This window comes from Streptomyces sp. NPDC040405, assembly GCF_055595765.1.
Genome location: NZ_JBVIVI010000017.1, coordinates 1 through 20,778 on the forward strand (window position 1 = coordinate 1; position 20,778 = coordinate 20,778).

At 67.7% G+C, this 20,778-nt stretch carries 23 protein-coding genes, 1 tRNA gene and 1 pseudogene; 10 read left to right on the forward strand and 15 right to left on the reverse strand.

Annotated elements, in window-relative coordinates; all coding sequences use genetic code 11:
- Positions 1 to 244 precede the first annotated feature (244 nt).
- The 4 genes and pseudogenes from ACZ59A_RS40085 to ACZ59A_RS40100 form a co-directional block, all read right to left on the reverse strand.
- Complete coding sequence (locus tag ACZ59A_RS40085; RefSeq protein ID WP_470969859.1) at positions 245 to 478, reverse strand: alpha/beta fold hydrolase; 234 nt, start codon at positions 476 to 478, stop codon at positions 245 to 247.
- Positions 460 to 849 (reverse strand): hypothetical protein, encoded by a 390-nt coding sequence (locus ACZ59A_RS40090; RefSeq protein WP_470969862.1) that lies wholly within the window; start codon positions 847 to 849, stop codon positions 460 to 462. The genes ACZ59A_RS40085 and ACZ59A_RS40090 overlap by 19 nt, the downstream gene beginning before the upstream one ends.
- A gap of 46 nt (positions 850 to 895) precedes the next feature.
- Positions 896 to 1,282: pseudogene (locus ACZ59A_RS40095) on the reverse strand (MFS transporter); the annotation flags it as partial.
- Positions 1,279 to 1,806, reverse strand: coding sequence for a MarR family winged helix-turn-helix transcriptional regulator (locus ACZ59A_RS40100; protein WP_470969499.1), 528 nt, complete (start codon positions 1,804 to 1,806; stop codon positions 1,279 to 1,281). The gene ACZ59A_RS40100 and the pseudogene ACZ59A_RS40095, both read right to left, overlap by 4 nt.
- Before the next feature lie 829 nt (positions 1,807 to 2,635).
- Here ACZ59A_RS40100 and ACZ59A_RS40105 point away from each other — a divergent pair.
- Both ACZ59A_RS40105 and ACZ59A_RS40110 read left to right on the forward strand, forming a co-directional pair.
- Positions 2,636 to 2,896, forward strand: coding sequence for a ribbon-helix-helix domain-containing protein (locus ACZ59A_RS40105; RefSeq protein ID WP_385446399.1), 261 nt, complete (start codon positions 2,636 to 2,638; stop codon positions 2,894 to 2,896).
- Positions 2,893 to 3,336 (forward strand): PIN domain-containing protein, encoded by a 444-nt coding sequence (locus tag ACZ59A_RS40110; protein ID WP_470969502.1) that lies wholly within the window; start codon positions 2,893 to 2,895, stop codon positions 3,334 to 3,336. The genes ACZ59A_RS40105 and ACZ59A_RS40110 overlap by 4 nt, the downstream gene beginning before the upstream one ends.
- A gap of 587 nt (positions 3,337 to 3,923) precedes the next feature.
- Here ACZ59A_RS40110 and ACZ59A_RS40115 read toward each other — a convergent pair.
- The 3 genes from ACZ59A_RS40115 to ACZ59A_RS40125 form a co-directional block, all read right to left on the reverse strand.
- Entirely contained in the window at positions 3,924 to 4,565 is a 642-nt protein-coding gene (locus ACZ59A_RS40115) for a nucleotidyl transferase AbiEii/AbiGii toxin family protein (RefSeq protein WP_470969505.1), read from the reverse strand.
- On the reverse strand, positions 4,565 to 4,891 hold the full coding sequence (locus tag ACZ59A_RS40120; RefSeq protein WP_470969506.1) for a hypothetical protein: 327 nt from the start codon (positions 4,889 to 4,891) through the stop codon (positions 4,565 to 4,567). Before ACZ59A_RS40120 ends, ACZ59A_RS40115 begins: the two co-directional genes overlap by 1 nt.
- A 505-nt stretch (positions 4,892 to 5,396) precedes the next feature.
- On the reverse strand, positions 5,397 to 5,624 hold the full coding sequence (locus ACZ59A_RS40125) for a DUF6243 family protein (protein WP_470969508.1): 228 nt from the start codon (positions 5,622 to 5,624) through the stop codon (positions 5,397 to 5,399).
- Between the two features lie 322 nt (positions 5,625 to 5,946).
- Here ACZ59A_RS40125 and ACZ59A_RS40130 point away from each other — a divergent pair, with 322 nt between their 5' ends.
- Positions 5,947 to 7,365 carry a DEAD/DEAH box helicase gene (locus ACZ59A_RS40130; RefSeq protein WP_470969511.1) on the forward strand — a complete coding sequence of 473 codons (1,419 nt, stop codon included), beginning with the start codon at positions 5,947 to 5,949 and terminating at the stop codon, positions 7,363 to 7,365.
- An 81-nt stretch (positions 7,366 to 7,446) separates the two neighbouring features.
- Positions 7,447 to 7,785, forward strand: coding sequence for a thioredoxin family protein (locus ACZ59A_RS40135; RefSeq protein WP_470969513.1), 339 nt, complete (start codon positions 7,447 to 7,449; stop codon positions 7,783 to 7,785).
- A 399-nt stretch (positions 7,786 to 8,184) separates the two neighbouring features.
- On the opposite strand, the gene ACZ59A_RS40140 is transcribed toward ACZ59A_RS40135, so the two are convergent.
- The gene (locus ACZ59A_RS40140; RefSeq protein ID WP_470969515.1) at positions 8,185 to 8,805 is read right to left on the reverse strand and encodes a PadR family transcriptional regulator; all 621 of its coding nucleotides are present in this window, start codon (positions 8,803 to 8,805) and stop codon (positions 8,185 to 8,187) included.
- A gap of 104 nt (positions 8,806 to 8,909) precedes the next feature.
- Here ACZ59A_RS40140 and ACZ59A_RS40145 point away from each other — a divergent pair, with 104 nt between their 5' ends.
- A complete protein-coding gene (locus tag ACZ59A_RS40145) occupies positions 8,910 to 10,130 on the forward strand; it encodes an FAD-dependent monooxygenase (protein ID WP_470969516.1) in 1,221 nt (406 codons plus the stop codon).
- 244 nt (positions 10,131 to 10,374) lie between these two features.
- Here the strand turns inward: ACZ59A_RS40145 and ACZ59A_RS40150 are convergent, their stop codons facing one another.
- From ACZ59A_RS40150 to ACZ59A_RS40170, 5 genes are all read right to left on the reverse strand, one after another.
- Positions 10,375 to 10,773 (reverse strand): PIN domain-containing protein, encoded by a 399-nt coding sequence (locus ACZ59A_RS40150; protein ID WP_470969519.1) that lies wholly within the window; start codon positions 10,771 to 10,773, stop codon positions 10,375 to 10,377.
- Entirely contained in the window at positions 10,770 to 11,018 is a 249-nt protein-coding gene (locus tag ACZ59A_RS40155; RefSeq protein ID WP_470969523.1) for a type II toxin-antitoxin system CcdA family antitoxin, read from the reverse strand. The genes ACZ59A_RS40150 and ACZ59A_RS40155 overlap by 4 nt, the downstream gene beginning before the upstream one ends.
- Before the next feature lie 217 nt (positions 11,019 to 11,235).
- Positions 11,236 to 12,480 carry a PP2C family protein-serine/threonine phosphatase gene (locus ACZ59A_RS40160; RefSeq protein WP_470969527.1) on the reverse strand — a complete coding sequence of 415 codons (1,245 nt, stop codon included), beginning with the start codon at positions 12,478 to 12,480 and terminating at the stop codon, positions 11,236 to 11,238.
- A 260-nt stretch (positions 12,481 to 12,740) separates the two neighbouring features.
- Positions 12,741 to 13,001, reverse strand: a complete 261-nt coding sequence (locus ACZ59A_RS40165) for a hypothetical protein (protein ID WP_468043715.1) — start codon at positions 12,999 to 13,001, stop codon at positions 12,741 to 12,743.
- 238 nt (positions 13,002 to 13,239) lie between these two features.
- Positions 13,240 to 13,821: a DUF5994 family protein gene (locus tag ACZ59A_RS40170; RefSeq protein ID WP_470969530.1), complete on the reverse strand. Its 582-nt coding sequence runs from the start codon at positions 13,819 to 13,821 to the stop codon at positions 13,240 to 13,242.
- A gap of 263 nt (positions 13,822 to 14,084) precedes the next feature.
- On the opposite strand from ACZ59A_RS40170, the gene ACZ59A_RS40175 reads away from it, so the two are divergent.
- From ACZ59A_RS40175 to ACZ59A_RS40190, 4 genes are all read left to right on the forward strand, one after another.
- A complete protein-coding gene (locus tag ACZ59A_RS40175) occupies positions 14,085 to 14,612 on the forward strand; it encodes a DUF5994 family protein (RefSeq protein ID WP_470969532.1) in 528 nt (175 codons plus the stop codon).
- Between the two features lie 812 nt (positions 14,613 to 15,424).
- Complete coding sequence (locus tag ACZ59A_RS40180) at positions 15,425 to 15,790, forward strand: PadR family transcriptional regulator (protein WP_059146492.1); 366 nt, start codon at positions 15,425 to 15,427, stop codon at positions 15,788 to 15,790.
- Complete coding sequence (locus tag ACZ59A_RS40185; protein WP_470969536.1) at positions 15,787 to 16,365, forward strand: HAAS signaling domain-containing protein; 579 nt, start codon at positions 15,787 to 15,789, stop codon at positions 16,363 to 16,365. Before ACZ59A_RS40180 ends, ACZ59A_RS40185 begins: the two co-directional genes overlap by 4 nt.
- A 419-nt stretch (positions 16,366 to 16,784) precedes the next feature.
- Positions 16,785 to 17,666, forward strand: coding sequence for a DUF4238 domain-containing protein (locus ACZ59A_RS40190; RefSeq protein ID WP_470969538.1), 882 nt, complete (start codon positions 16,785 to 16,787; stop codon positions 17,664 to 17,666).
- A 389-nt stretch (positions 17,667 to 18,055) separates the two neighbouring features.
- Here ACZ59A_RS40190 and ACZ59A_RS40195 read toward each other — a convergent pair whose 3' ends face one another.
- Positions 18,056 to 18,184, reverse strand: a complete 129-nt coding sequence (locus ACZ59A_RS40195) for a hypothetical protein (RefSeq protein ID WP_470969541.1) — start codon at positions 18,182 to 18,184, stop codon at positions 18,056 to 18,058.
- Positions 18,185 to 18,761: 577 nt separating this feature from the next.
- Here ACZ59A_RS40195 and ACZ59A_RS40200 point away from each other — a divergent pair.
- The gene (locus ACZ59A_RS40200; protein ID WP_470969544.1) at positions 18,762 to 19,400 is read left to right on the forward strand and encodes a tectonin domain-containing protein; all 639 of its coding nucleotides are present in this window, start codon (positions 18,762 to 18,764) and stop codon (positions 19,398 to 19,400) included.
- A 726-nt stretch (positions 19,401 to 20,126) separates the two neighbouring features.
- Here ACZ59A_RS40200 and ACZ59A_RS40205 read toward each other — a convergent pair.
- Positions 20,127 to 20,200: transfer RNA gene (locus tag ACZ59A_RS40205), tRNA-Gly, on the reverse strand.
- Positions 20,201 to 20,778 lie beyond the last annotated feature (578 nt).

Sequence of the window (20,778 nt, forward strand, 5' to 3'; positions counted from 1 at the left end):
TCCACCCCCCGTAGAACACGGCCGCGACCAGGCCGAGCGCGGTGACCGCGAACGACCAGCCGAACGTTTTCAGAAGCACTGGCTACCCCATCGTCTGAACGCGGGCCCCCCGCGCCGTACCTGACTTTGCGAAACGTTGACCCGAAGTCTAGACGAATGAGCCCGATATTCTCAGTGGTCGAAGGCCATCAAGTAGCGCTCGATCTTGGCGCCGTTAGCCGTGGTGGCGGTGACGAGGGCAGGTTCAGCGAGTGGCCTTGGCCGCCTCGACGATGAGGTCGGCCACCGCGTCGGGCTGCGAGATGGACACCGCATGGGACGCCTCGACGCGCACCACGTGCGACCCGGCGCGCTCCGCCATGAACTCCTGCGCCCGGGCCGGGATGGCGTTGTCCCGCGTCGCGATCAGCGCCCATGACGGCAAGCTCCGCCAGGCCGGTTCGCCGGACAGGGTGGCCGTCAGCGCCTGCTGGCGCACCGGGCGCTGAGCGACCGCCAGGAGGTCCGTGCGCGTTCGGTCAGCCGCGCCCGCTCCGCGACCAGGTGCTGCCGATCTTCCAGGCTCCACGCCAGCCGCCAGCCCTCCCGCACGAGTTCGCGTCGGCCACGCCAGTGCCGTCCGGCCAGCCCGGGCAGCAGGAGGGCGGCGGGCAGCACCGTCAGCGCGTAGAACCACCACACGGCCGGTGTCCGCAGCACCGCGCACGTCGCGAGGTCGGCCGCGAGGCACCCGGCGAGCACCAGGAGCGGGCGCCGTGCCGCGGCGACCCGGGCGCCCAGCAGACAACTCAGGGCGGCCAGCGACAGGAAGTGGGCGTTGGCGGGGGTCGCCGCGTCGGCCAAGTTCATCGTCGCTGAACAGATCGGCGACCACCGCGCGGGCGATGACGATCCCGGCCGCTCCCGAGAAGCCCTGCCCGACCCGCGCCGCGTTCAGTACGGCCATGGTCGGGGCCAGTGCGCACACAACGGAGAAGAGGGTGAACAGCACGGTTCCCGAAACGAGGACCGGGCGGCGTCCGACCGCGTCACTGAGCGGTCCCAGGGCGAGCTGTCCGGCGATGATGCCCGCCAGGAAGCCGGTCAGGGACATCTGCGCGCTTGAGGCGTCGGCGCCCAGTGAACGTGCCAGGTCAGGAAGTCCGGGAACGTACATGTCGGTCGCCAGCGGACTGGCCGCGCTCAGCCCGGCCAACACCACCAACAGCCGGGCCCGTTGCCGGGACACGACGCGAGGGGCGTGACGAGGCCGGGCCGCGTGCTCAGCGCGGTGAGCGGTCATAGCGGAGGAGCCGCCCCCTCCGCGTCCTGAGACGTCGGTGCCGGTCTGCTTCGCGCCTCCATGGCGACCTCGGCCGCGGCGACCTGCTCCAGCAGCCCGGCGGCGATCTGCAGTACGCCGCGCTCGGCAGTCGACAGCGTCTGCCCCAGTGCCTCCGCCAGCCACCTGTTGCCGTCTCGGACGTGCTCCCGCAGCGCATCTCGCCCCGCGTCCGTGATCGCGATGTTCTGGCGCCGCCCGTCTACGTCACTGCGCGAGCGGCGGATACGGCCCAGCTCCTCCAGCTCGTTGAGCACCCGCGTCAGGGACTGCACCTGCATGCCTTCGACGGCGGCCAGTTCGGAGGGCGTCAACGCGCCACTGTGCCGAAGGTCCGCCAGCACCGAAGCAGCCAGTCGTGTCAGCGTCCGGCCACTTCCCGGTTGCTCGGCGCGGAGCCGGGACGCCAGTCGGGACACCCCCCACCGCAACGACTCGGCCAGCAGGAGATCCTCGTTCGCTTGACTGTCCGTGTCACGATCCACAAATAGAAAGCTAACCCTTGCTATTCAGGAACCACAACCCTTGAACATGCGTCAATTTACCAAGCATCAGCTTGCTTTTGAGTCATTGCTTGTCCTGGCCGCGCGGGGCGGGCAGCGCCAAGGCCAGGGCGGCAACGCCCGCGCACATGGCCGCAACCGCGCGTATTACAGCCTCCACCTCGCACTGGCTCAGCTCCACGGGGGCGAAGCGGAACAGGCCTGCGCGACGGCCGGAGCCGTGAACCTGCCCTCGGACATCGCGGGGGGCCGCACCGGTCGTCTGCTGGGCACCTTCACCACCGCGCTGAATGGAAGAGCACCGCACGCAGACGTCACCCGCGACTGGAACGACCACCTCCGCAGCCATGCTCCGACCCCCAGGAGACCGTGCTTCGCCGAGCTCCTCACGGGCGATGTCCTTGGAGCGGGCTCTGAGGCCGTCCGACGGGCCCTCGAAACTCCTGAGAACGCGGAAACGGCTCGGTGGCGGTGTCTTCACCAGGCGCAGCGCTGTGGTCGTGGGCGGCAGTCACGAAGCCCCGGGCCGCTGGCCTGAGGCTTTGCTATGGAGCGGGTGACGAGAATCGAACTCGCGCTCTGAGCTTGGGAAGCGCAGGGCCTGGCGGGCACCATGCTGGGCCTGACCTGCTGGCATGGGCGGTCTACGGTGCAGTGGCAGGCCCCGTCGTAGACCCTGATCGACCGTGCTTCGCCGCCCGGTCGGGCACGCATCGGGCACAGCTGAGCTCTGGGGAGCCCGCGCATCTCGGGGAGAAGGAGCGAGCGAGGCTGACATACATCTTTTTGGTACATGACCTACTCTAGGTACATGTCTATGAAGCGGACCAATGTCTACGCTGACCCGGAAGACCTCGCCATCATCAAGGAGGCGGCCAAGCGCCGCGGCATCAGTGAGGCCGAGATCATCCGGCAGGGCATCCATCTCGCCGCGATGGCCAATCGTGTGTGGGATGAGCCGTTGTTCTCCCGCACCTTCGCCGGTCCTGGGCGCACCCTTGCCAAGGGCGAGGTTCGTGACGTCGTTGCAGATGCCGCCCAGCGCGAAACCGATGCGGGAACTGCTGCGTGATCATCGTTATCGCTGATACCTCCGGCTTGCTGGCCGCACTCGATTCCACGCACCCGGAGCACGAAGCGGCGCAAGAGGCGATCATGGCTGCCGGGCTGCTCGTCATGTCCCCATTGCTGCTCGCTGAACTCGACCACGTGGCCACTCGTGAACTGGGCCGCGAAGCCGCGGTGAGCGCGATCGACGACATCCGGGGCTGGATGCGCCGCGGCCGTGTATCCGTACCGGAGATCACCGAGGGGCACCTCGGCATCGCTCAGTCCGTCCGATCCCGCTACCTGGCGCTCGACCTTGATCTCACCGACGTGGTGAACGTCGCCCTGGCGGCCGACTACGACACCGACGCGATCCTTACCCTGGACCGCCGAGACTTCCGCGCAGTACGCCCTCTCGGCCATCACAAGGCGTTTCGTGTCTTGCCCGACGATCTCCCCCTCTGAAGTCCCACACGTACTCCGGAAGACCCCGAAGGCCGGTCCTCTCTCTCCTGTGCGGGGTTTTCGACGCGTGCTGGATGGGTGGGTGTGTCCGCTAGGGAGGGGCATAGTCGCGCCGCCGCTGACCGCTGCTTACCGCCCTGGAGGGTACGGATGGGGCACGGCGGCAGTGGGTGCCGCCCATGTGCGCCGGTTTCGCCTGGCTGCGGCAGTCGGCGCCCGTGCGCTGTCTTTGGGTAGAAGCCGATCTTGCACGCGCAATCGGAGATACCACGTCCGCGGTGACGAGCCGGAGCTGTGCGCTGGGAGCCGACCCCGTCGGGCAGCGCTGCGGACTGGCCGGAAGCCAGCTCGCGCAGGCGCTCCTGGGTGGCCCGCAGTCCACGGATCCGAGCGTCCAGTTCGTCGTCGATGCCATGCAAGCGCCCGGCGGAACTCTTCCTCGTTCGGAGGCAGGAGCGGCGGGGGCCGGCGCTAGGCGCTTGAACTGCAGCTTCCCTCGGGCTGCGCGGGCTTGGATCGGGCGCTGGTGACGGCCTCGGTACTCGGCAAGGTGTGGCCGAGTGGTCGTTGTGGTGGCGGAGCAGCGTTCAGAGCAGTTGCTGCTGCCAGTTGGCGAAGGTGTCGCGGATCGCCGAGGCTTCCTCAGGGGTGAGGTCGTAGGCGGCGAACTGCTTGTCGGTGTACCGCTGGATGCGGGCGAGTGAGTCGGCGAACATGCGCCGGTCGAAGCCTGCGTCGTTGCGGGCGGCGAGGTCCATGAGCTGTTCGCGGGTGTGGCCGGCCTTCAACAGCCCTGCGACGTCGATGGCGTCGCGGACCTCGGCTCGGGCGAACAGTGCGCTGGTCTTGCCCGCGGCCACGTCGTCGCGGTGCAGGACTGGGCCCAGGTCGGAGTCGACTGGTGAGTGGTGCAGGAATTCGGCTACGAGCTCCACCTTGCTCTGCGTGCCTGCTGCTTGGTCGGTGACGTTCAACCTGGTGTAGGTGGGAGTCAGGTGGACCTGCTCGACGTCATATCCGGCGGCTTCGTAGGCGGTGGTGATCCGCTCCGCGGCCTGCTCCATCTCGCGGCTCGCCCTCTCGAAGGGTGCGAAGAGGTCCACGTCGTCACTGACTCGGTTGACGATGTGGTGGGCCTGGACGGCGTAGCCGCCTGCCAGGGCGTATCCGTAGTCCTCGGCGAGCGCGTCAAGCCCAATCCGGATCAGCTGGCGGTGCAGTTCGTCCACTAGGCGGCAGCTGTCGTGCTGGACCCGCGGAGTTCGGGGAAGCGGGTTTCCCACGCCGTCTTGACCGGGAGGGGGAGGAACAGCTCGCGCCACACTTTCCGCAGGGACACCGCGTTCAGATATGCGTCGAGGTCCTGGCGTGTCTGGGCCTCGCGGATGACACGCTCGTACATCAGCCGGAAGTCTGCTTCGTCGGCCAGGTCGTAGACGTAGCGCGGTCCCCAGTCGATGTGGCGCGGCAAGGTAATGCTGCCGGTTGTCGGCCCGTTCAGCTCGGCGAGCGATTCCGGCAGTACGTACGGCTTCGCCGCTGCATACCTGCTCATGGGTCCAGAATGCCCGATGGGGACTGCCGAGCGCATCGACAGTCCGGATCTGCGCACGGGGGAGTGAACGTCACCGCCGGACACGCGCGGCAGCTATCTGGCACGGAGCGGGCGCGGCGACCTTTAAGAGGTCTAGACAATAAGCAAGGCCCGGGTCTGTGACCTGGGCCTTTGCCGTGAGCGGGTGACGAGAATCGAACTCGCGCTCTGAGCTTGGGAATCACCCGGTACTGCGTAGGCTTGCCCGCATCTGACCTGGGGAAACGCGCCCCTGAGGGCCGCTGTTAACCGTCCTGACTGGCACGTAGGGGCACGCCAATCCCCGGGTGGTCGGCTGAGACGCTGGTGGTCGGCCGAGAGCGGAGCGGGACCGGCCGCGCTCGGTACGACCGCAGACCCCCGGTACCGCAGCAGGGCCCGGACTGTGCGTCGCGGCCCTGGCCCTGCCCCGTGCGTCGCGGCCCTGGCCCTGCCCCGTGCGGTGCCGCCCTGCGACGGTGGTGCGTCAGCTCTGTGCGGTGTCGTCGCCTGCCTGCCCGGCGCCCTCGGCTGCGCCCTCGGCTGCGCCTGCCTTCTCGCGCATCTTGCGCACCAGCTCCGCCTTCCGGTCGGCGGCATCCTTGCGGTCGAGGTTGCGGTGCGGACCGTTGTTCTGCCGTTCGGCGCGGGACAGCCTCTTGCGCTGGCCGCCGCCCATGCCCACGGGGTTGTTGATGTTCTTGCTCACGGTCATGGGTTCTCCCGGAATGATGTGAAGTGATCTACGGATTCATCGGTGGGGGACGGGCGCGGCGACGTCGAGGGATGTCAGCAGGGGCCCATCACGCTCTCACTCGTACATCGGCGTCCTGGCCTTCGGTCGAGTATGCGCCGTGCACGGACATGCTGGTCACGTAATCAGTGCAAGTGCGAGACATCGATCCCGAACTCCCCGATCGCCCGCGCCCCGACCAGCGCGGGCCTGTAGGGTTGGGTCACGCTTGCAGAGAGCCTGGGCCCGTGCCGGACAAGGCACGGGCCCCGGTCCGTTCAGGGCGCCGAAACGAGGAACCCCCATGAAGGCGAAGCAGTCGGCTTCCGGTCGCTCCGGACCCGGCAGGTCCGACCAGGGGAGGGCCCCGCGGGGCGAGCTCCCGGTGCCGGGGACGCTGGCGCCTGGCCTCCCGCCGGCCGGGTCCTTCGCGGAGCTGGAACTGCCGGTCGAGCTGATGGGCGTGCTGGCGGGGCTCGGGGTACGGGAGCCATTCCCGATCCAGGCGGCCACCCTGCCGAACGCGCTGGCCGGCCGGGACGTCCTCGGCCGCGCGCGGACCGGCTCGGGAAAGACTCTCGCCTTCGGGCTTGCGCTCCTCGCACGTACGGCGGGCCGGCGCGCCGAACCGAAGCGGCCTCTCGCGCTGGTCCTGGTGCCGACAAGGGAACTCGCGCAGCAGGTGAGCGAGGCGCTGGCTCCCTACGCGGAGGCGCTCGGGCTACGCTCGGTGACTGTGGTCGGCGGGCTGGCGATCGGCCGGCAGGCGGCGGCGCTCCGGGCGGGTGCCGAGGTCGTGGTGGCGACGCCGGGACGGCTGGCCGATCTCGTCGCCCGGCGGGACTGCCACCTGGACCGGGTGCGGATCGCGGTGCTGGACGAGGCGGACCAGATGTGCGACATGGGTTTCCTGCCGCAGGTCTCGGAGACCCTGGACCGGACGCCCCCCGACGGGCAGCGGATGCTGTTCTCCGCGACGCTCGACCGCAACGTCGATCAATTGGTCAGGCACTATCTGAGTGAGCCGGTGTTCGCCACGGTCGACCGGGCGGAGGGCTCGGTCGCGACGATGGAGCACCACGTACTGAACGTCCATCCCGCCGACAAGTACGCGACAGCCACCGAGATCGCGGCCCGGGACGGGCGGGTGCTGATGTTCCTGGACACCAAGCACGGTGTGGACCAGTTCACCCGCCACCTGCGGAGCAGCGGCATACGGGCGGGTGCTCTGCACAGCGGGAAGTCGCAGCCGCAGCGCACGCACACGCTGGCCCAGTTCAAGGACGGCGAGATCACGGTGCTGGTGGCCACCAACGTCGCTGCCCGTGGCATCCACGTCGAGCACCTGGACCTTGTCGTCAACGTGGATCCGCCCGCCGACCCCAAGGACTACCTCCACCGCGGCGGGCGCACCGCGCGTGCCGGGGAGTCCGGCAGCGTGGTCACGCTGGTCACGCCCGGCCAGCGCCGGGACGTGAACCGGATGATGTCGGACGCCGGGATCCGGCCCACGGTCGCTCAGGTTCGCTCCGGCGAGGAGAGGCTGACCAGCATCACAGGCGCGAAGCGCCCGCCGGTGCAGGACAGGGGGAAGACCGGCAACGCGGCGTTCCGGGGTCTTGGTACCCGCGCGGGCCGCCCGCCGAAGGAATCCCGCAAGGCCAAGGAGGCGCGCACGATGGCGGAGGCCCGCAAGGCCGCCCGAGTGCGCAAGGCCCACTGACAGGCGGTACGTGCCGCCGCAGTCGGAAGATACAAGGAGGCACCGACTGCCTCGCACCGAGTGGAGCGTCAAGGAGTCCCGATGGCAAACAGGGTCCAACAACCCCGGGAGAACGCCGAGTTCGAGTTCATCCTGGCGAGGGTGGACGTCCCGGTGCTCGCGTACTTCCACGGGGTGTGGCCCAAGGCCGCAGCAGCATGCAAGGAAATGGATCCCATGGTGCGGGAGGTGGCCGACGCCTACGAGGGCCGACTGATCGTCGTGCGGGCCGACATCGCAAGGTGCCCTGGCCCCGTACGGCGGTACGGCGTCACCGGCGCGCCCTCCTTCGTGCTGATCGATCGGGGCGAGGCGATGGCGGCCGGGAGCGGTCCGATGTCCAGGACCGCGCTCGGGGAGTTCCTGGATGCCCACCTGTGAGCAGGTGCGGACTCGGGTGCACTGTGGCAAGGAAGCCCCGGGCCGCTGGCCTGGGGCTTTGTGCTGGAGCGGGTGACGAGAATCGAACTCGCGCTCTGAGCTTGGGAATCAGGTGGCCTGTTAGGCCAAAGTGGTGTGTGACCAGGGCATGCGCCGCGCTACCTGCCATGTGAGAGGTGCGCTGGCACTGCTCTTGACGGTCGTTGACCGTTCTGGAGAGCACGGGTAGGGCACGCGACTCGCTGGAGCGACGTGCGGACGCGCTACGCCTCTCTTGGGGTGGCTGGCGCTGACACTGCCACGAGTGGGAGAGGGCGGTATTGCGGTCGCGGTCACGAGAGGAGCCTGCGCTTCCGAATCGGTCGCCTCCGTCGAACCCCGCATCTCGCTCCGGCCTCGTCAGGTCGTGGCCGAACCTGATGCGGACGCCTCCTGGAACGCCGTGAGCATCTCTGGGGACCAGGTCAGGCTTCCGTCCCGCAGATCGCTGATCACCCCCCGTAGCCAGCGTTCCTCGGCGCCGAGGACGGCGAGCAGGTATTCGTTCTCGATCAGCGTGATGCGCGGCAGTCCGGTCGCGGCTTCGGCGGACTGGCGCGCCAGTTCGGCACGTTGGGTGGAGAGTTGTGCTGCCCGTCGTTCCAGGATGGGTGCCACCTCGTCCGGGCTGAGCAGGAGCATGTTCGACAGTGCCGCCGGGAAGACGGGGAACTCCGCCTTGGGTACCGCCAGCATCTGCTCCAGCCACTCGCGGGTGACCGCCCGCCCCTCCTCGGTGATCTCATAGACGGTCCGCTCGGGGTACTGCTGGTCGCGCTCGGTCTGCCGGACAGTGATGAGCCCACCGGCCTGTAGCCGCTCGATCGTGCGATACAGCCCGGCCCGCTGGCCGACGTTGACGACCTGCTCCTTGCCCCACTGCTTGAGCAGTTGCTGGATGCCATACGGATGCAGCGGCCGATGGTGCAACAGCGTCAGCACGGCCAGCCCGAGCGGCGAGCTTTTCACGGAGGCGGTCATGCAGGCATCGTAGACAAGGGGAAACTAGTTGCATTCCTACTAGTAGCTTTGCAACTATAGGTCAGCGTTCACCCGGCGCATCCACATGACCCACGGGAGGGGTTATGAGCGACAACCGCGGCCACGGCTCCGGTGTACAGACAGCACTGGTCATCGGGGGCGGCGTGGCGGGTCCGGTTACGGCCCTCGCACTGCGCAAGGCGGGCATCGCGGCGACCGTCTACGAGGCATATCCCAGCGCGGCGGATGGTGTGGGGGCCTGGCTGGGTCTCGCGCCGAACGGTCAAGCGGCGCTGGCGACGGTCGGTGCCGACGCGGCGGTGAAGGCCGTCGGGCAGCCGGTGCCCGGCATGGTGATGGCGGATGGCGTCGGCAACCACCTCGCCGGCTTCGGCGGATTCCCGGAACTGCCCGCCACACTGACGCTCCCGCGCGACGGGTTGTTCCGGGCGCTGACCGACCATGCGGTCGACGCAGGTGTTCGGTTCGCGTACGGCAAGCGGTTGGTCGCTGCCGAGGAGACGCCCGATGGTGTCACCGCCCACTTCGCCGACAAGACCTCCGCGGCTGCCGACATACTGATCGGTGCCGACGGCATCCGCTCCACCGTCCGCACCGTGATCGACCCGCAATCACCCGCTCCCGAGTACGGCGGCGTGCTGAGCTTTGGCGGCCACGCGACGGTGGGCAGTGAGGCTGGGGTCGAACCGGGCACCATGTACTTCGCGTTCGGCCGCGCGTTCATGGGCTACTGGCAGGGCCAGGACGGGCGGATGATCTGGTTCGCCGGCCTGCCCACGGACACCCCGCCGAGCCCGGCCGACCTTGCGCGAGTACCCAACGCTGAGTGGCTCAGTCAGCTACGTCATCTGTACGCCGGTCACGTCCCGGGTGAGCGGCTACTGCAGCACACTGGCCCCGACGAGCTGATGGTGGTCGGCCGGATGGAGCGCATGCCGCCCGTACCGCACTGGTACAGCGGCCGGATGGTACTGGTCGGAGACTCAGTGCATGCCCCGTCCTCCAGCTCCGGACAGGGGGCCTCGCTCGCCATCGAAAGCGCGGTCGAACTGGCCCGCTGCCTGCGCGATCTGCCCGCGCCAGGCGAGGCGTTCGCTGCCTACGAGGCCCTGCGCCGCCCGCGTGTGGAGGCGATCGGCCGCAATGCCGCGGCTGTCAACAAGGTCAAATCTGGCAAGAGCGACGTTTTTGTGTCGGCGTTCCCCAGTCTCGAGGAGACCCTCCGCCCGCTGCACTTCCATCGCATCGAGTGGGAGGCGAAGGCGAACGTGGGGGTAAATGGGGCGCTCAACGCCACGGCCTGACGGGAATGGAAAACCGGAAAGGGAGCCAGTGACAGGCACTGACTCGGACTCGGCAGCGCCTCGGTCTTTCCCCCACCGACCCGCCCCGTGGAGCAGGTGGGTGGGCTCGCTGACTCCATAGGGCCTCGCTGGCGCCTGATGGTCTACATCGCTGTGTACGGCCCGCTCGCCTCGGTTTGGCTCTGCGTGTCTGATCGACGTGTACGGGGAGGCCGGAGGCGCAGTCATGGGGACACGGACGTCGTCAGAGTGCGATGAGGTGTACGCGCTCTCCGCAGAGTTCGGCCATGTCGTCCGTGTCGGAAGTGAGGAGCGCTACCGGGGCCGGCTGGCGGAGGGCAGCCTCCGCCACCGTTGCATCGATCGCGTACTTGTGGCCGTGCAGTCCTGCCGTCTTGAGGAGTTCGGCTGCTGCTCTGGCTGCGTGTGCGGTGACCGGTTCCACTTTGACGCGGGACAGTGTCCAGTTCAGGCGCGGGAGGTTCATCCGCTTGTGGCTGACTTCCACGATGGTGTTCGCGCTGACCACCGTGTCGGCTCCCATCTCGTGGAAGACCTGGAGCATCGCGAGGAGTTCGCGGTCCTGCGCGATCCACGCGGACAGTCCTTGTGAGTCCAGGACGACCGTCTCGATATGGGTCACGCGGCGTCCGTGCGGTGGGCCTGACCGGCGGGCCCGAGGATCTTGGCGCGGGCCTCGGTCAGCTCCTCATCAGTGAAGGTGCCATGCTCCTCCTGATGGCGGCGCAGGTCTTCACCGAGGAACTGGTGCCTGATCTGGCGGGCCACTGCCTCGGCTACGTAGCCGGAGACGTTGTCAGTCAGCTTCCTCAGCTCGTCGACCTGCTCGGTAGGCAGGGTGACAGTGATGCGCGTCGTGCTGGACATGAGGCAAGCATACTTCAGTATGCGCGTCCGGGGGATGGTGTTCTGGTGCGGATGTCGCTGCTGACCGCTGCGAAGGGCATGGATAGGGCACGAGGCCAGCGGATGCGCAGAAGGTTCGTCATTTCCATCGGCTCAGCGAGCCGCATCGCCTGCAAGCCCACCTCGCCGAGGCCGGCCTTGCAGATGCAATCCCGAGTGCCAGGGGCGAGCCTGCTGGTCATATGTCTAGCGTGGCGAGATGGTCGGCGGAGCCCCCGGACCACTCGACCAGGAAGAGCGTCGCGTCGTCGGTGGTGACCCCGCCGCGTTCTCGCATCAGGGCGTGGGACAGGCCGCGCACCATCTCCTGCACGCTTTCACCCACGCGCCCCGCGCGGTCCACGAAGTCGAGCAGGCGCTCCTCGCCGAACTGCTCTTCGCCGGCGTGGTGCTCCTCGACGAGACCGTCGGTGAAGAAGAGGATCCGGTCGCCGCGGGACAGCGCCTGCTCGCTGATCTGCGGAGTGGCGCCGCCGAAGCCGACGGGCAGGGTGCCCGGGCTCTCCAGCGGCTGGAGGACGCGGTGGTCGCGGATCAGCAGGGGCGCCGGGTGACCGGCGTTGACCCATTGCAGGTGGCCGGTTCCGATATCGAGGCGCATCATCTGTGCCGTGACGAAGTGGTCGGGCCCGAACTGCTCGTCGATGGCCTTGTCCATGAACATGTACAGCTCGGCGAGCCCGACGTCGGCGCGTCTGGCGTGCCGGTAGGCGCCGACGGCGACGGTCGCCAGCACGGCGGCGTCCAGCCCGTGGCCCATGGCATCGATCACGGCCATGTGCAGGATGTTGTCGTTCAGGGCGTAGTCGAAGCTGTCACCCGCGACGTCGTAAGCGGGCTCGAGGATCCCGGCCACCGCGACCTGCGGTGTGACCATGGTGAGCGGGGGCAGCAGTGACCATTGGATCTCCGCGGCCAGGCTCATCGGCTCACGGCGCCGGGACCGGAAGAACTGATCGGTATAGCTGTTCTTGGTGACCAGCATGTCGGCGACCAGGCCGGCGAGGCGCCGCAGCAACCGCCGGTCGTCGTCATCGAGGCTGCTCAGGGTGACGGCCAGCACCCCCACCTCGTCGCTGCCGTCCAGCAGCGGCAGGAACATCCGTACGCCATCGGCCTGTGGCTGTTCCACCGTCTCCGCGCTCAGAAAGGCCCTGCCGGCCTGGGAATCGTCGATCCGCTCGGGCTCCCCGACCACGAGTCTCATGCCCGGCAGGGGAGCCAGTATCAGCTGGTCGTAGTCCTGTAGGAGGATCGAGACGTCACGCCCGCCGATCCTGCTCACTTCCTCCGCGACCAGCGGGGCGATCAGCTGGGGCGGCATCTCGTGTGCCCGGTCCAGCAGCACACCCAGCAGCCGCTCACCGAATCCCTCTGACCGATCCACCGTGACTTTGCGGAAGTCCTCTTCACCTTCTGTCATGGCGACCTCGTTTCGCCGCACCGCCCTCACACAGAGGTGAGCCTTTGTGCTGCTTGCCGCACTGTGGCCGTGCTGTCTCCTCCACCCCGGCGTCGGGGCTCTCCCCACAACGGCCCCGGCGCAGAAACACCGAGGCCGCCCTTTCGGGTCGGTCGCACGTGAGAGTGAACCGGCCCATTCACCATGCTATGCCGGGCGCACCTTTCTGGCATGAGGGACTTTTCGTAGCCCGGCATCCGGCTCACTGACGGGCATCCCTATCAGACTTCGTCCGTCTGCGTGGCGCCCTGTCCGGAGGACCGGCTTGCTACCAGCCAGGACCGCGCCGGCTCTGCCGTGTGCGTGGTGTCCACGGTGAGATGGAGGCGGGTTCCGCCATCCGCGCCGGCGGGGTAGCTCCTCTGCTCGGTGCCGGCGAAGCAACGAAGGAGTACCTCTGCGACCTGCCGGGCGACCTCGGGGGACGCGGCGACGATACGCACCTCGGCGCGCCCTGCCGAGGGTGATTCCGGTGGCCGCATGGTGACCCCGTTCATCAGGAAGACGCGCCGCTGGGCATGGGGCCTCGCTTCGCGCACACCGGCCGGACTTGCCGGCCGTCGGCTCTTCCGGTTCCGTCGGCCGACTCCCGGCAGGGCATCGCTGTAGTGGAAGGCTGCGATCCGCTCGCTGTGCTGGCCGTTGAGCAGGTGGATCAGCAGCACTCCGAGCATGATCATGCCGATGATCACGGACACCGTGATGACGGTCTCCACATCCTCACCTCCCTTGGGGCTCAGGAGTCCGGTGGAGCCCAGGAGCCGGGTCGGGTTCGGCCTCCGGCCGCCACTGAGACAGCCCGCCATCGGTCTCCCACTCCTCCTCCCGGCTGAGGTCCTCCTGGACGTCGCGGGCGGCGGTCTCGCTCGCCATCAGACCGCTGGCGGTGACGAGGCTGCCGACAGTGGCTGCGGCGGCCATCAGCCGGGCGGCGGCTGCCGCACTCGTCTCCGGCGGGATCACCAGAAGGTCCCAGCGGCCTGCGGTGTAGGAGAGCAGAATCAACTTGTGCGGGTCCTGCTCATCGGTAAACCAGCCGACGTTCACCGTGTGCCCGGTCGCAGGCACCTTGCGCGGGATCACGGGCCAGTGGGCCGGGTTCACGGAGACGCGAGTGATCCGGCCCCACTGTGCGTCCAGCACGTCCGTCAGGGCGGGCAGCTCACGGAGGAGATCGCGGGAGCGAGGCCACCACGCACCGTCCAGAGCACCTGGCAGCGGGCTGGCCGGAGCCAGCGACAAGCGAACCGGGGGCGAGGGAACGCGCTCATTGGTCGTCGTACGGTCGATGGCCACGGTCATGGCGCGGACCTATCCCCGGGCGCGTTGTGCAACGTCCCGGTGTTGTTGCTCGCCGAGAACGACACCCGCGTGGAAGCCGGTGTGCGAATTGCTCCCGGTGTTTTCACTGTACTCCGGGGCGTGACCCCGCCGAGCCACCGCGTGATCAGCCACTTCTTCGGTAACCCGGGTCCGGATCCACAGGGCGCGGCTGAGCCCGGTCGCGGGCTCCCGGAGTACGGTGAAACCGGCGGTTACCGAATCCCGCAGAGGGTGAGCAGACCATGTCCGACGCCGACACCCCGCGTGAAGCGAATCTTCTGCCGGACGCCATCCACCATGCTGTGAAACCTGGAACAGCCCTGCTGCGGTTGGCGACGACACATACCCGTGAGGGCATCCTCGACGGTGCGTGGTGGCCGCGTTCGCGCGCCATAGGCGCCGAGCTTCCCGCCCTGGTCACCGCGCTGACCGAGCACCTCGGGCCCGTCACGCGCATCGGTCTGGACGCCGGTGCGTGGGAAGAACTGCCGACACGAATGATCATCGACGATCGCATCGTGCACATCGACTCGTTCCCCGTGGGCGACGACACCATCCTGATCACCCGAAGCGATCAAGACCTCTTCTCCCTGCTGGTGATCCCGCCGCACGCGACGCCCGACGCGGCACGCACGGCGATGGCCCGGTCCGTCCACGTCGACAACATCGCGCAGGCCAAGCAGATCCTCATCGACACCGGCACCGGCCGAGCCCGCCCGATCGCCGAGGAAGGCCCGCAGGCAGGCCCGGAACGCCGCGGCACGTCCTGACGCCTCCTCGCGGCGCGACCATAGCGGCAGCCTCAGCCCGCTGACGCCCAGTAAGGCACCGGCATCACCCCCCCTGGTGAACGGCCGCCCGCGAACCTTTCCTGACCGCCGCCGCATTGGCCCATGACGGAGAGGAAACGCCAGCCTCAGGGCACCTCGCCGCTGTCGATGCCGGAGCTGTCGCCGAAGAGCAGGTCACGAGGCCGCGGGTGACTCTGCCGAGATGCCGTTCTCGGTGTGTGCTCCAAGGTTCGTGCCCTATACGTGCCCCATCAGCAGGGCACGTATAGGGCAATGTGCTGTCGGTGAAGAGGGGGTTGGTCTGAGTGAAAAACAAGGCCCGGGTCTGTGACCTGGGCCTTTGGAGTGGAGCGGGTGACGAGAATCGAACTCGCGCTCTGAGCTTGGGAATCACCGGGTGCTAGGCGGCTCACATGGCATCTGACCTGCATATATGCATGCCTATGGGTGCTGTCGGCCTGGCTTCATGACACCGCTGTTGCCCCCCTTGCGCTGTCCTGAAGGGCACGGACAGGGCACGTGCATGCCGACTGCCGAGCAAGGGGCGCAGGTGGGGCAAAGCGGCGCGCAACGCGTTGTGGACCTGGTCACAGCGTTGCAGCCGCGACCAGTCCGCAGGGGTCCGGCCGCCGGCGGTCACGACGCAGCGCAAGGCCCACCGCGAGTACGAGAGCCGCGTCAAACCTCGTGTCCGGCACCCCGTAGCGAACTTTCCGAGCCCCAAGATCACCCCGTGGCGGGTTTCTGGCGTATCTGGCCCGGGGTTGACACTCTCGCATAGTATGCATTGCATGGTAGCTGGCAAAGCAAGCAATCACGTGGAGGCCCGCGGTGTGAGCCAGCTGCGCAAGGGCGTGCTGGAGTACTGCGTCCTGGCGTTGCTGTGTGACAGGCCCCGCTATGGGGTGGAGCTGCTGGAGGCTCTTGCGGATACGCCGGTCATGGCGACCAGCCAGGGGACGCTGTATCCGCTGCTGTCCCGTCTACGCAGAAGTGGCCTGGCAGACACGTTCCTGATGGAGTCGGCCAGCGGGCCGTCTCGCAGGTACTACGAGCTGACCGACCAGGGTCGGCAGGCCCTGGACGAGTTCTCCGGGCACTGGCCCAGTTTCCGTGATGCTGTTGACCGTTTCCTCGTTTCTGGAGCTGAATCATGAGCGACCCCCTGGCCCACCCACTGGTTCGCACTTACCTGGCCTCGGTCGACAGAGAGGCAGCAGTGCTGTCCGACGACCGGCGCTGTGACCTGGTGGCAGACCTGCGCGAGCACATCGAGTCTGTGCTGCCGCAGGGCGCCGACGACGCGACGGTCCAGCAGGCCCTGGACCAGCTCGGCGCCCCCCGGGAGATCGCCGCCGCCGCGATCGACGAAGAGCCCGGCGTCAACCCGCTGCAGCCGGAAAGCAACGCGCGCACCACTCTGACCCTGGGCATGATGGTTTTGGCCGCCCCGTTCTTCTGGGTCCTCGGTATCGGCCTCGTACTGGCCGTCCCTGCCGCCGTGCGGATCTGGCGCTCTACGGCATGGACCAGGCGGGACAAGCGCGTGGGCAGCATCTGCGCCCTCTCACCCCTACTGGTGACCCCCGCGGCTGCCGCACCGTTCGCTTTCGCCGATGGGCTCGGCGTCGCCGCACTCACCGGCACATTCCTGATCGCCATGGTGATCCCGCTGGCCGCAGCCATCCGACTGGGACGCAGCGCCGCACGCCTGCACCCACACACAGTCTGAAAGGCCCGCGGCGCCGGGACGCCAAGTACTGCTCAGCCCGTTGTCGAGACCGTGCTTACCGGCGTCGGCACGGTCAGTACGGTGACGTCAAGGCATCGGGAAAACGAGCTGTACCGACGGGTACGACGCGCTGACGTCACGCAACGAGCCCCCGCATCAGCAGCTCGGAGCTTTTGAGCCCGGTCTTGGGGCTGGTAGGCCCCCATGTGAGGTGTTGCGTGCTCCTTGTCGCCGAGTGAGGCCCGACGGATGGGCGTACGGAACCGGTCGCAACAGGGTGAAGTGCGCAGGCTGTCATAAATTGCTGCGTCCGAAATGGAGGTCGTCGGTACTGTGTCACCAGAATGAGGGGGAGATCTTGGGAAGAGCATCCAGGGAAAGCCGCAGCTCAGCGGACTGGCCAGACGAAGGACCACACGGTGTCGCAGATGTACCTGCGGCGCTTCGGCGAGCACACCGGTCGTCGGCAGTACAAGCTCAGCGTGCGACGAATTGATGCTGTCGATCAGCCGTTCACCGCGGCACCGAATAAAGTGCTCGCCGAGCGCGGCTACTACTGGGGCACCACGTTCGACGGGGTACCTCACCACAGGGTGGAAGACCTCTTCACGCAGCTGGAAGGTGCCACGGCGACCGTGCTGCGGGCGGTTCTGGACGCTCCCGAGGGCGCTCTGCCCGCACGCTGGCCCCTCTCAGACCCCGAGCGATTGATGCTCTCGTGGTGGCTCGCAGCGCAAATTCTGCGCACGACTCGCCAGCGCAAGCGTCTGGCCTTCGCCACGCAGGAAACGGAGTACCTAGAAGCGCCGGCGGAGATTGCGGCGATCGCCGCCAACAACCCCCACCTGTCCTTCATAGTCGAGCGCTTGGCGGCTCTCGCCTTCACCCTGAACGCACGGCCGTGGGGTCTGGGCTTCAGCGACACGTGCCTGCTCACCAGCGACGTGCCCGTGGCGCTGTTCAACCACCACGATGCTGAGGACCAGCTTGCCGCAGCTGCGCTGTGTGACATCCTCGTACCGCTTGATCCGCACAGGCTCCTGTTCATGCCCAGTCCCCGGATGCAGGCGGACGACCTGCACAAGCGGGCGGACCACCGGATGAAGATCTCAGGAGCTGTAGGGGCGGCCCTGGTACAGGTCGCTTACGACGTGGCCGACGCCTTCGTCGTGCACCGCCCCCATCACGATCCCTGGATCCACTGGGCGCCGACCGGGCCCCGCCAGCCAGCTCCCTGGCATGGCACGAACCACGTGCTCCGAAGTACGTCTTGGAGTACGGCACCCTCCCGCCGCACCTGACGGTGGAACGACGATGGCTCACCGAGCACCCTCCCGCGGCCGACAAGGCAACTGCGGATGCGCTCGGTGGAGGACTCGACGCAACCGAATAGGCCCCCTTCGGACACCGGCTCTGATGTTCGGCAACTCGTCCGAGCGGCACGCTTCCGTAGGGGCCCGTCTCGAAACCGTGGCGGCATGAGTTCACCTTCGGCGTCGGGACTGGTGGGCTCGCACATTGAGATGTCGCATGTTTCAGCTCGGACGATCGTTCTCACCGATAATCGCTGTACCGGTGTTCCCCAAGGCCGGAGAGGTCCGTGAGTTCACGGAAACCGAAAGTTCTTCACCGTGAACGCGCAGGTTCGATGCTCTGATTCTGAGGGGTGGGCCCGTGGGTTCACCGTCAACTAGACCTGGGTCTTCGTTGGGTGCGCGGACGCACTGGTCATCGGGTGGGTCCTCGCTGGTGGAGGGCTGGTGACGATGGCGCCGATCAGGTCGGACACCTCGTCGCCGTCATTCAGGGTTGCTGTCAACGCACCTCTCCTTGCGGTGGTTTCGTGCGGGCCCCGCCTCGTGCTGTTGACCTGCCCTTGCGAGGTCGGGGGAGCCTCCAGTTCAGACAGCAGAGACGGGGCCCGCGGCCCGCCCCGGCCACCAACGTGCCTTCCTCGCCGCATGGCGAGGCTTCCTGTGGCGTCGGTGGCCGGAGCGGGGGCATATGGGGTTCGCTGCCGTGGCACCGAGCGTGTCCTCCTGCGGGGGCGGGAGGCGTTCGGGCCGCCCACCCCTGGTCGCCATGACCGGCCTGGTGGGAGGCATGAACCGGCGCTCGTGTCGATCCCCCCAGGGTGGGACAACGCTTCGCGTCAACGTGCAGCCGCCCAAGGCGCTCCTGCCTCCGCCTCGCAAGGAGATAGGAGTTGAAACTCTTACTTACTGGCTCATTTGAGACGGGAACAGGTGTTCACGTGGCTTATCGGCTCATCCCACCGCCAAGGATGACGGCTACTACCGGATTCGAGAAAGGGTGTGCTCGGCATGGCGGATTGGGTGAAGGTCGCAGGCGGTTTGAGTGCCATCTCGGCGGGGTCCAGGACGACGGTGTGGGGTGTGAACCACGGGAGCGCCATCTACCGGTACACCAACTACGACGCCAACCCATGGGTCAACATCCCCGGAGGGCTGAGTGACATCGGCGCCGCGGCGGACGGCACCGTGTGGGGGGTCAACGGCGGCAACCAGATCTACCGGTACACCGGAGACCAGGGGACCACGAACTGGGTGGGCATCAACGGAAGCCTGGTCCGCATCGACGCGGGCTCCAGGACCAACGTGTGGGGGGTGGACTCCGCCAGCGCCATCTACCGGTACACCAACCACGACGCCAACCCATGGATCAAGATCCCGGGGGCGCTGAGTGACATTGGCGCGGGCGCCGACGGCACCGTGTGGGGCGTCAACGGCGGCAACCAGATCTTCCGGTACACCGGAGACCAGGACAGCTCGAACGCGTGGAAGAGCGTCCCCGGCAGTCTCAAGCGCATCGCGGTGGGCTCCCGGACGAACGTGTGGGGCGTCGATCCCGCCGGCAGCATCTACCGGTACACCAACAACGACGCCAGTGGCGGCAACCCGTGGGTCAAGATCCCCGGCACTGCCCACGACATCGCCGCGGGCGCCGACGGCACCGTGTGGCACGTCAACCCCGGCGGCGAGATCTACCGGTACACCGGCGACCAGCCGAGCTGATTCTGGCTCCGGGTATCCGCCCGCCCCAGGCACTACGAACCCGTACGTGTAGGAGGGGTGCTAACCAGGGCTGAGAGCCAGGGCAACTTCGCGAACGACCGGGGGCGTCCCCCGCAGGCCAGCCAGAAGGGCGGCCAGGAAAGCGCGGCGGCCGTAGCGTCTGACGTCGCGCCAGGCCCGGACGGCTTCCGAGCCACCGGGTAAGCGATGGGGGCCACCCGCTCCTTGGCGGGTGGCCCCCATCTGCCGCTCAGATGCCCATTCCCCTTCGTCGGGCTGGACGACGCCCCCTGCGGCCCGGCACCCGGCGTACTCTCCTTCGACTGTGGTGCCGCAACTCGCCTACTTCGCAGAGGGCTTGGAGGGAACGCGAACTCGCTGTTGGTCAGCGAGACGTAGGTGCCATCAGCGGAGGGCCTTGGCGGGGGAGTCGGCGAAGCCGCAGCGGGGCTGTCGGAAGCGGCGTTCCCGAGCCTTGTGGCGCCCCACACGCAAGCAACACGCATCGCACCTGCGACTTTGCGCTTCTCGGCCTACGTGTGGCGCACACCACACAAAGTCCGTCTCGCCATTATGAGAATGACATGCTCACGCCGTCGACCGTGCGGATGCGCGGAGCTCATTTGGGTGGCGTGAAGCCGTAGATGGGGCACGCGGAGGGCACGGCGGCCCCCGAGAGGTCTAGACAACAAAGAAGCCCCGGGCCGCTGGCCTGGGGCTTTGTGGTGGAGCGGGTGACGAGAATCGAACTCGCGCTCTGAGCTTGGGAAGCTCATGTTCTACCATTAAACTACACCCGCGCGTGAGGCCCCGATCACTCGGTGCCGCATCGTCGCTCACTTTACCCCATGGCTGACCCCAGGTGCATGCACTGTGGGGTTTTCGTGCTTTTCGGGGTGCGGGGGGAGGGGGTGGAGTGGGGGAAGGTGCTGTGGGGGTGCGGGAGTTGGGGCGTACCGTGGGGGTGCGGAGTGCCGCGTTTAGACGTGCGCGATTGATCCCCTAATGTGGCTTTTGTCGTCCGCGTCGTCCACGTTCATGGGGAAGGGACTCAATGGAGCGCACCGTCGTCCGTTGTGCCGAAGGGCATGTGTTCAGCACCGCTTCGTTCCCGATGCGGCACCTCACGGTCGACCGCATCGGTCCCGGGCGGCTGCTGCGGTGTCCGCGTTGCGCCCGGCTCCGGCATGCGGTGCCGGTGGGGCGTGAAGAGCGGTAGCAGTGAGCCGTTGAGGTAGCTGTCGAGGTAGTCGAACGAAGATCGTGGGCGCGGGGGCGGTGCCTTTGGGGCGGGGCCACTCCCCGCGGGGGGGGTGGTTTTTGTGTCCTCCTTTCTTTCTTTTTTCCTACAAAGAAACCCACCAAAAGGGAGACACCG

Coding starts and splice junctions, on each gene's coding strand:
- ACZ59A_RS40090 (WP_470969862.1), bottom strand. CDS start 849: ATGAACTTGGCCGACGCGGCGACCCCCGCCAACGCCCACTTCCTGTCG.
- ACZ59A_RS40105 (WP_385446399.1), top strand. CDS start 2,636: ATGTCTATGAAGCGGACCAATGTCTACGCTGACCCGGAAGACCTCGCC.
- ACZ59A_RS40120 (WP_470969506.1), bottom strand. CDS start 4,891: ATGAGCAGGTATGCAGCGGCGAAGCCGTACGTACTGCCGGAATCGCTC.
- ACZ59A_RS40125 (WP_470969508.1), bottom strand. CDS start 5,624: ATGACCGTGAGCAAGAACATCAACAACCCCGTGGGCATGGGCGGCGGC.
- ACZ59A_RS40130 (WP_470969511.1), top strand. CDS start 5,947: ATGAAGGCGAAGCAGTCGGCTTCCGGTCGCTCCGGACCCGGCAGGTCC.
- ACZ59A_RS40135 (WP_470969513.1), top strand. CDS start 7,447: ATGGCAAACAGGGTCCAACAACCCCGGGAGAACGCCGAGTTCGAGTTC.
- ACZ59A_RS40140 (WP_470969515.1), bottom strand. CDS start 8,805: ATGACCGCCTCCGTGAAAAGCTCGCCGCTCGGGCTGGCCGTGCTGACG.
- ACZ59A_RS40145 (WP_470969516.1), top strand. CDS start 8,910: ATGAGCGACAACCGCGGCCACGGCTCCGGTGTACAGACAGCACTGGTC.
- ACZ59A_RS40155 (WP_470969523.1), bottom strand. CDS start 11,018: ATGTCCAGCACGACGCGCATCACTGTCACCCTGCCTACCGAGCAGGTC.
- ACZ59A_RS40160 (WP_470969527.1), bottom strand. CDS start 12,480: ATGACAGAAGGTGAAGAGGACTTCCGCAAAGTCACGGTGGATCGGTCA.
- ACZ59A_RS40165 (WP_468043715.1), bottom strand. CDS start 13,001: ATGCGGCCACCGGAATCACCCTCGGCAGGGCGCGCCGAGGTGCGTATC.
- ACZ59A_RS40170 (WP_470969530.1), bottom strand. CDS start 13,821: ATGACCGTGGCCATCGACCGTACGACGACCAATGAGCGCGTTCCCTCG.
- ACZ59A_RS40175 (WP_470969532.1), top strand. CDS start 14,085: ATGTCCGACGCCGACACCCCGCGTGAAGCGAATCTTCTGCCGGACGCC.
- ACZ59A_RS40180 (WP_059146492.1), top strand. CDS start 15,425: ATGGTAGCTGGCAAAGCAAGCAATCACGTGGAGGCCCGCGGTGTGAGC.
- ACZ59A_RS40185 (WP_470969536.1), top strand. CDS start 15,787: ATGAGCGACCCCCTGGCCCACCCACTGGTTCGCACTTACCTGGCCTCG.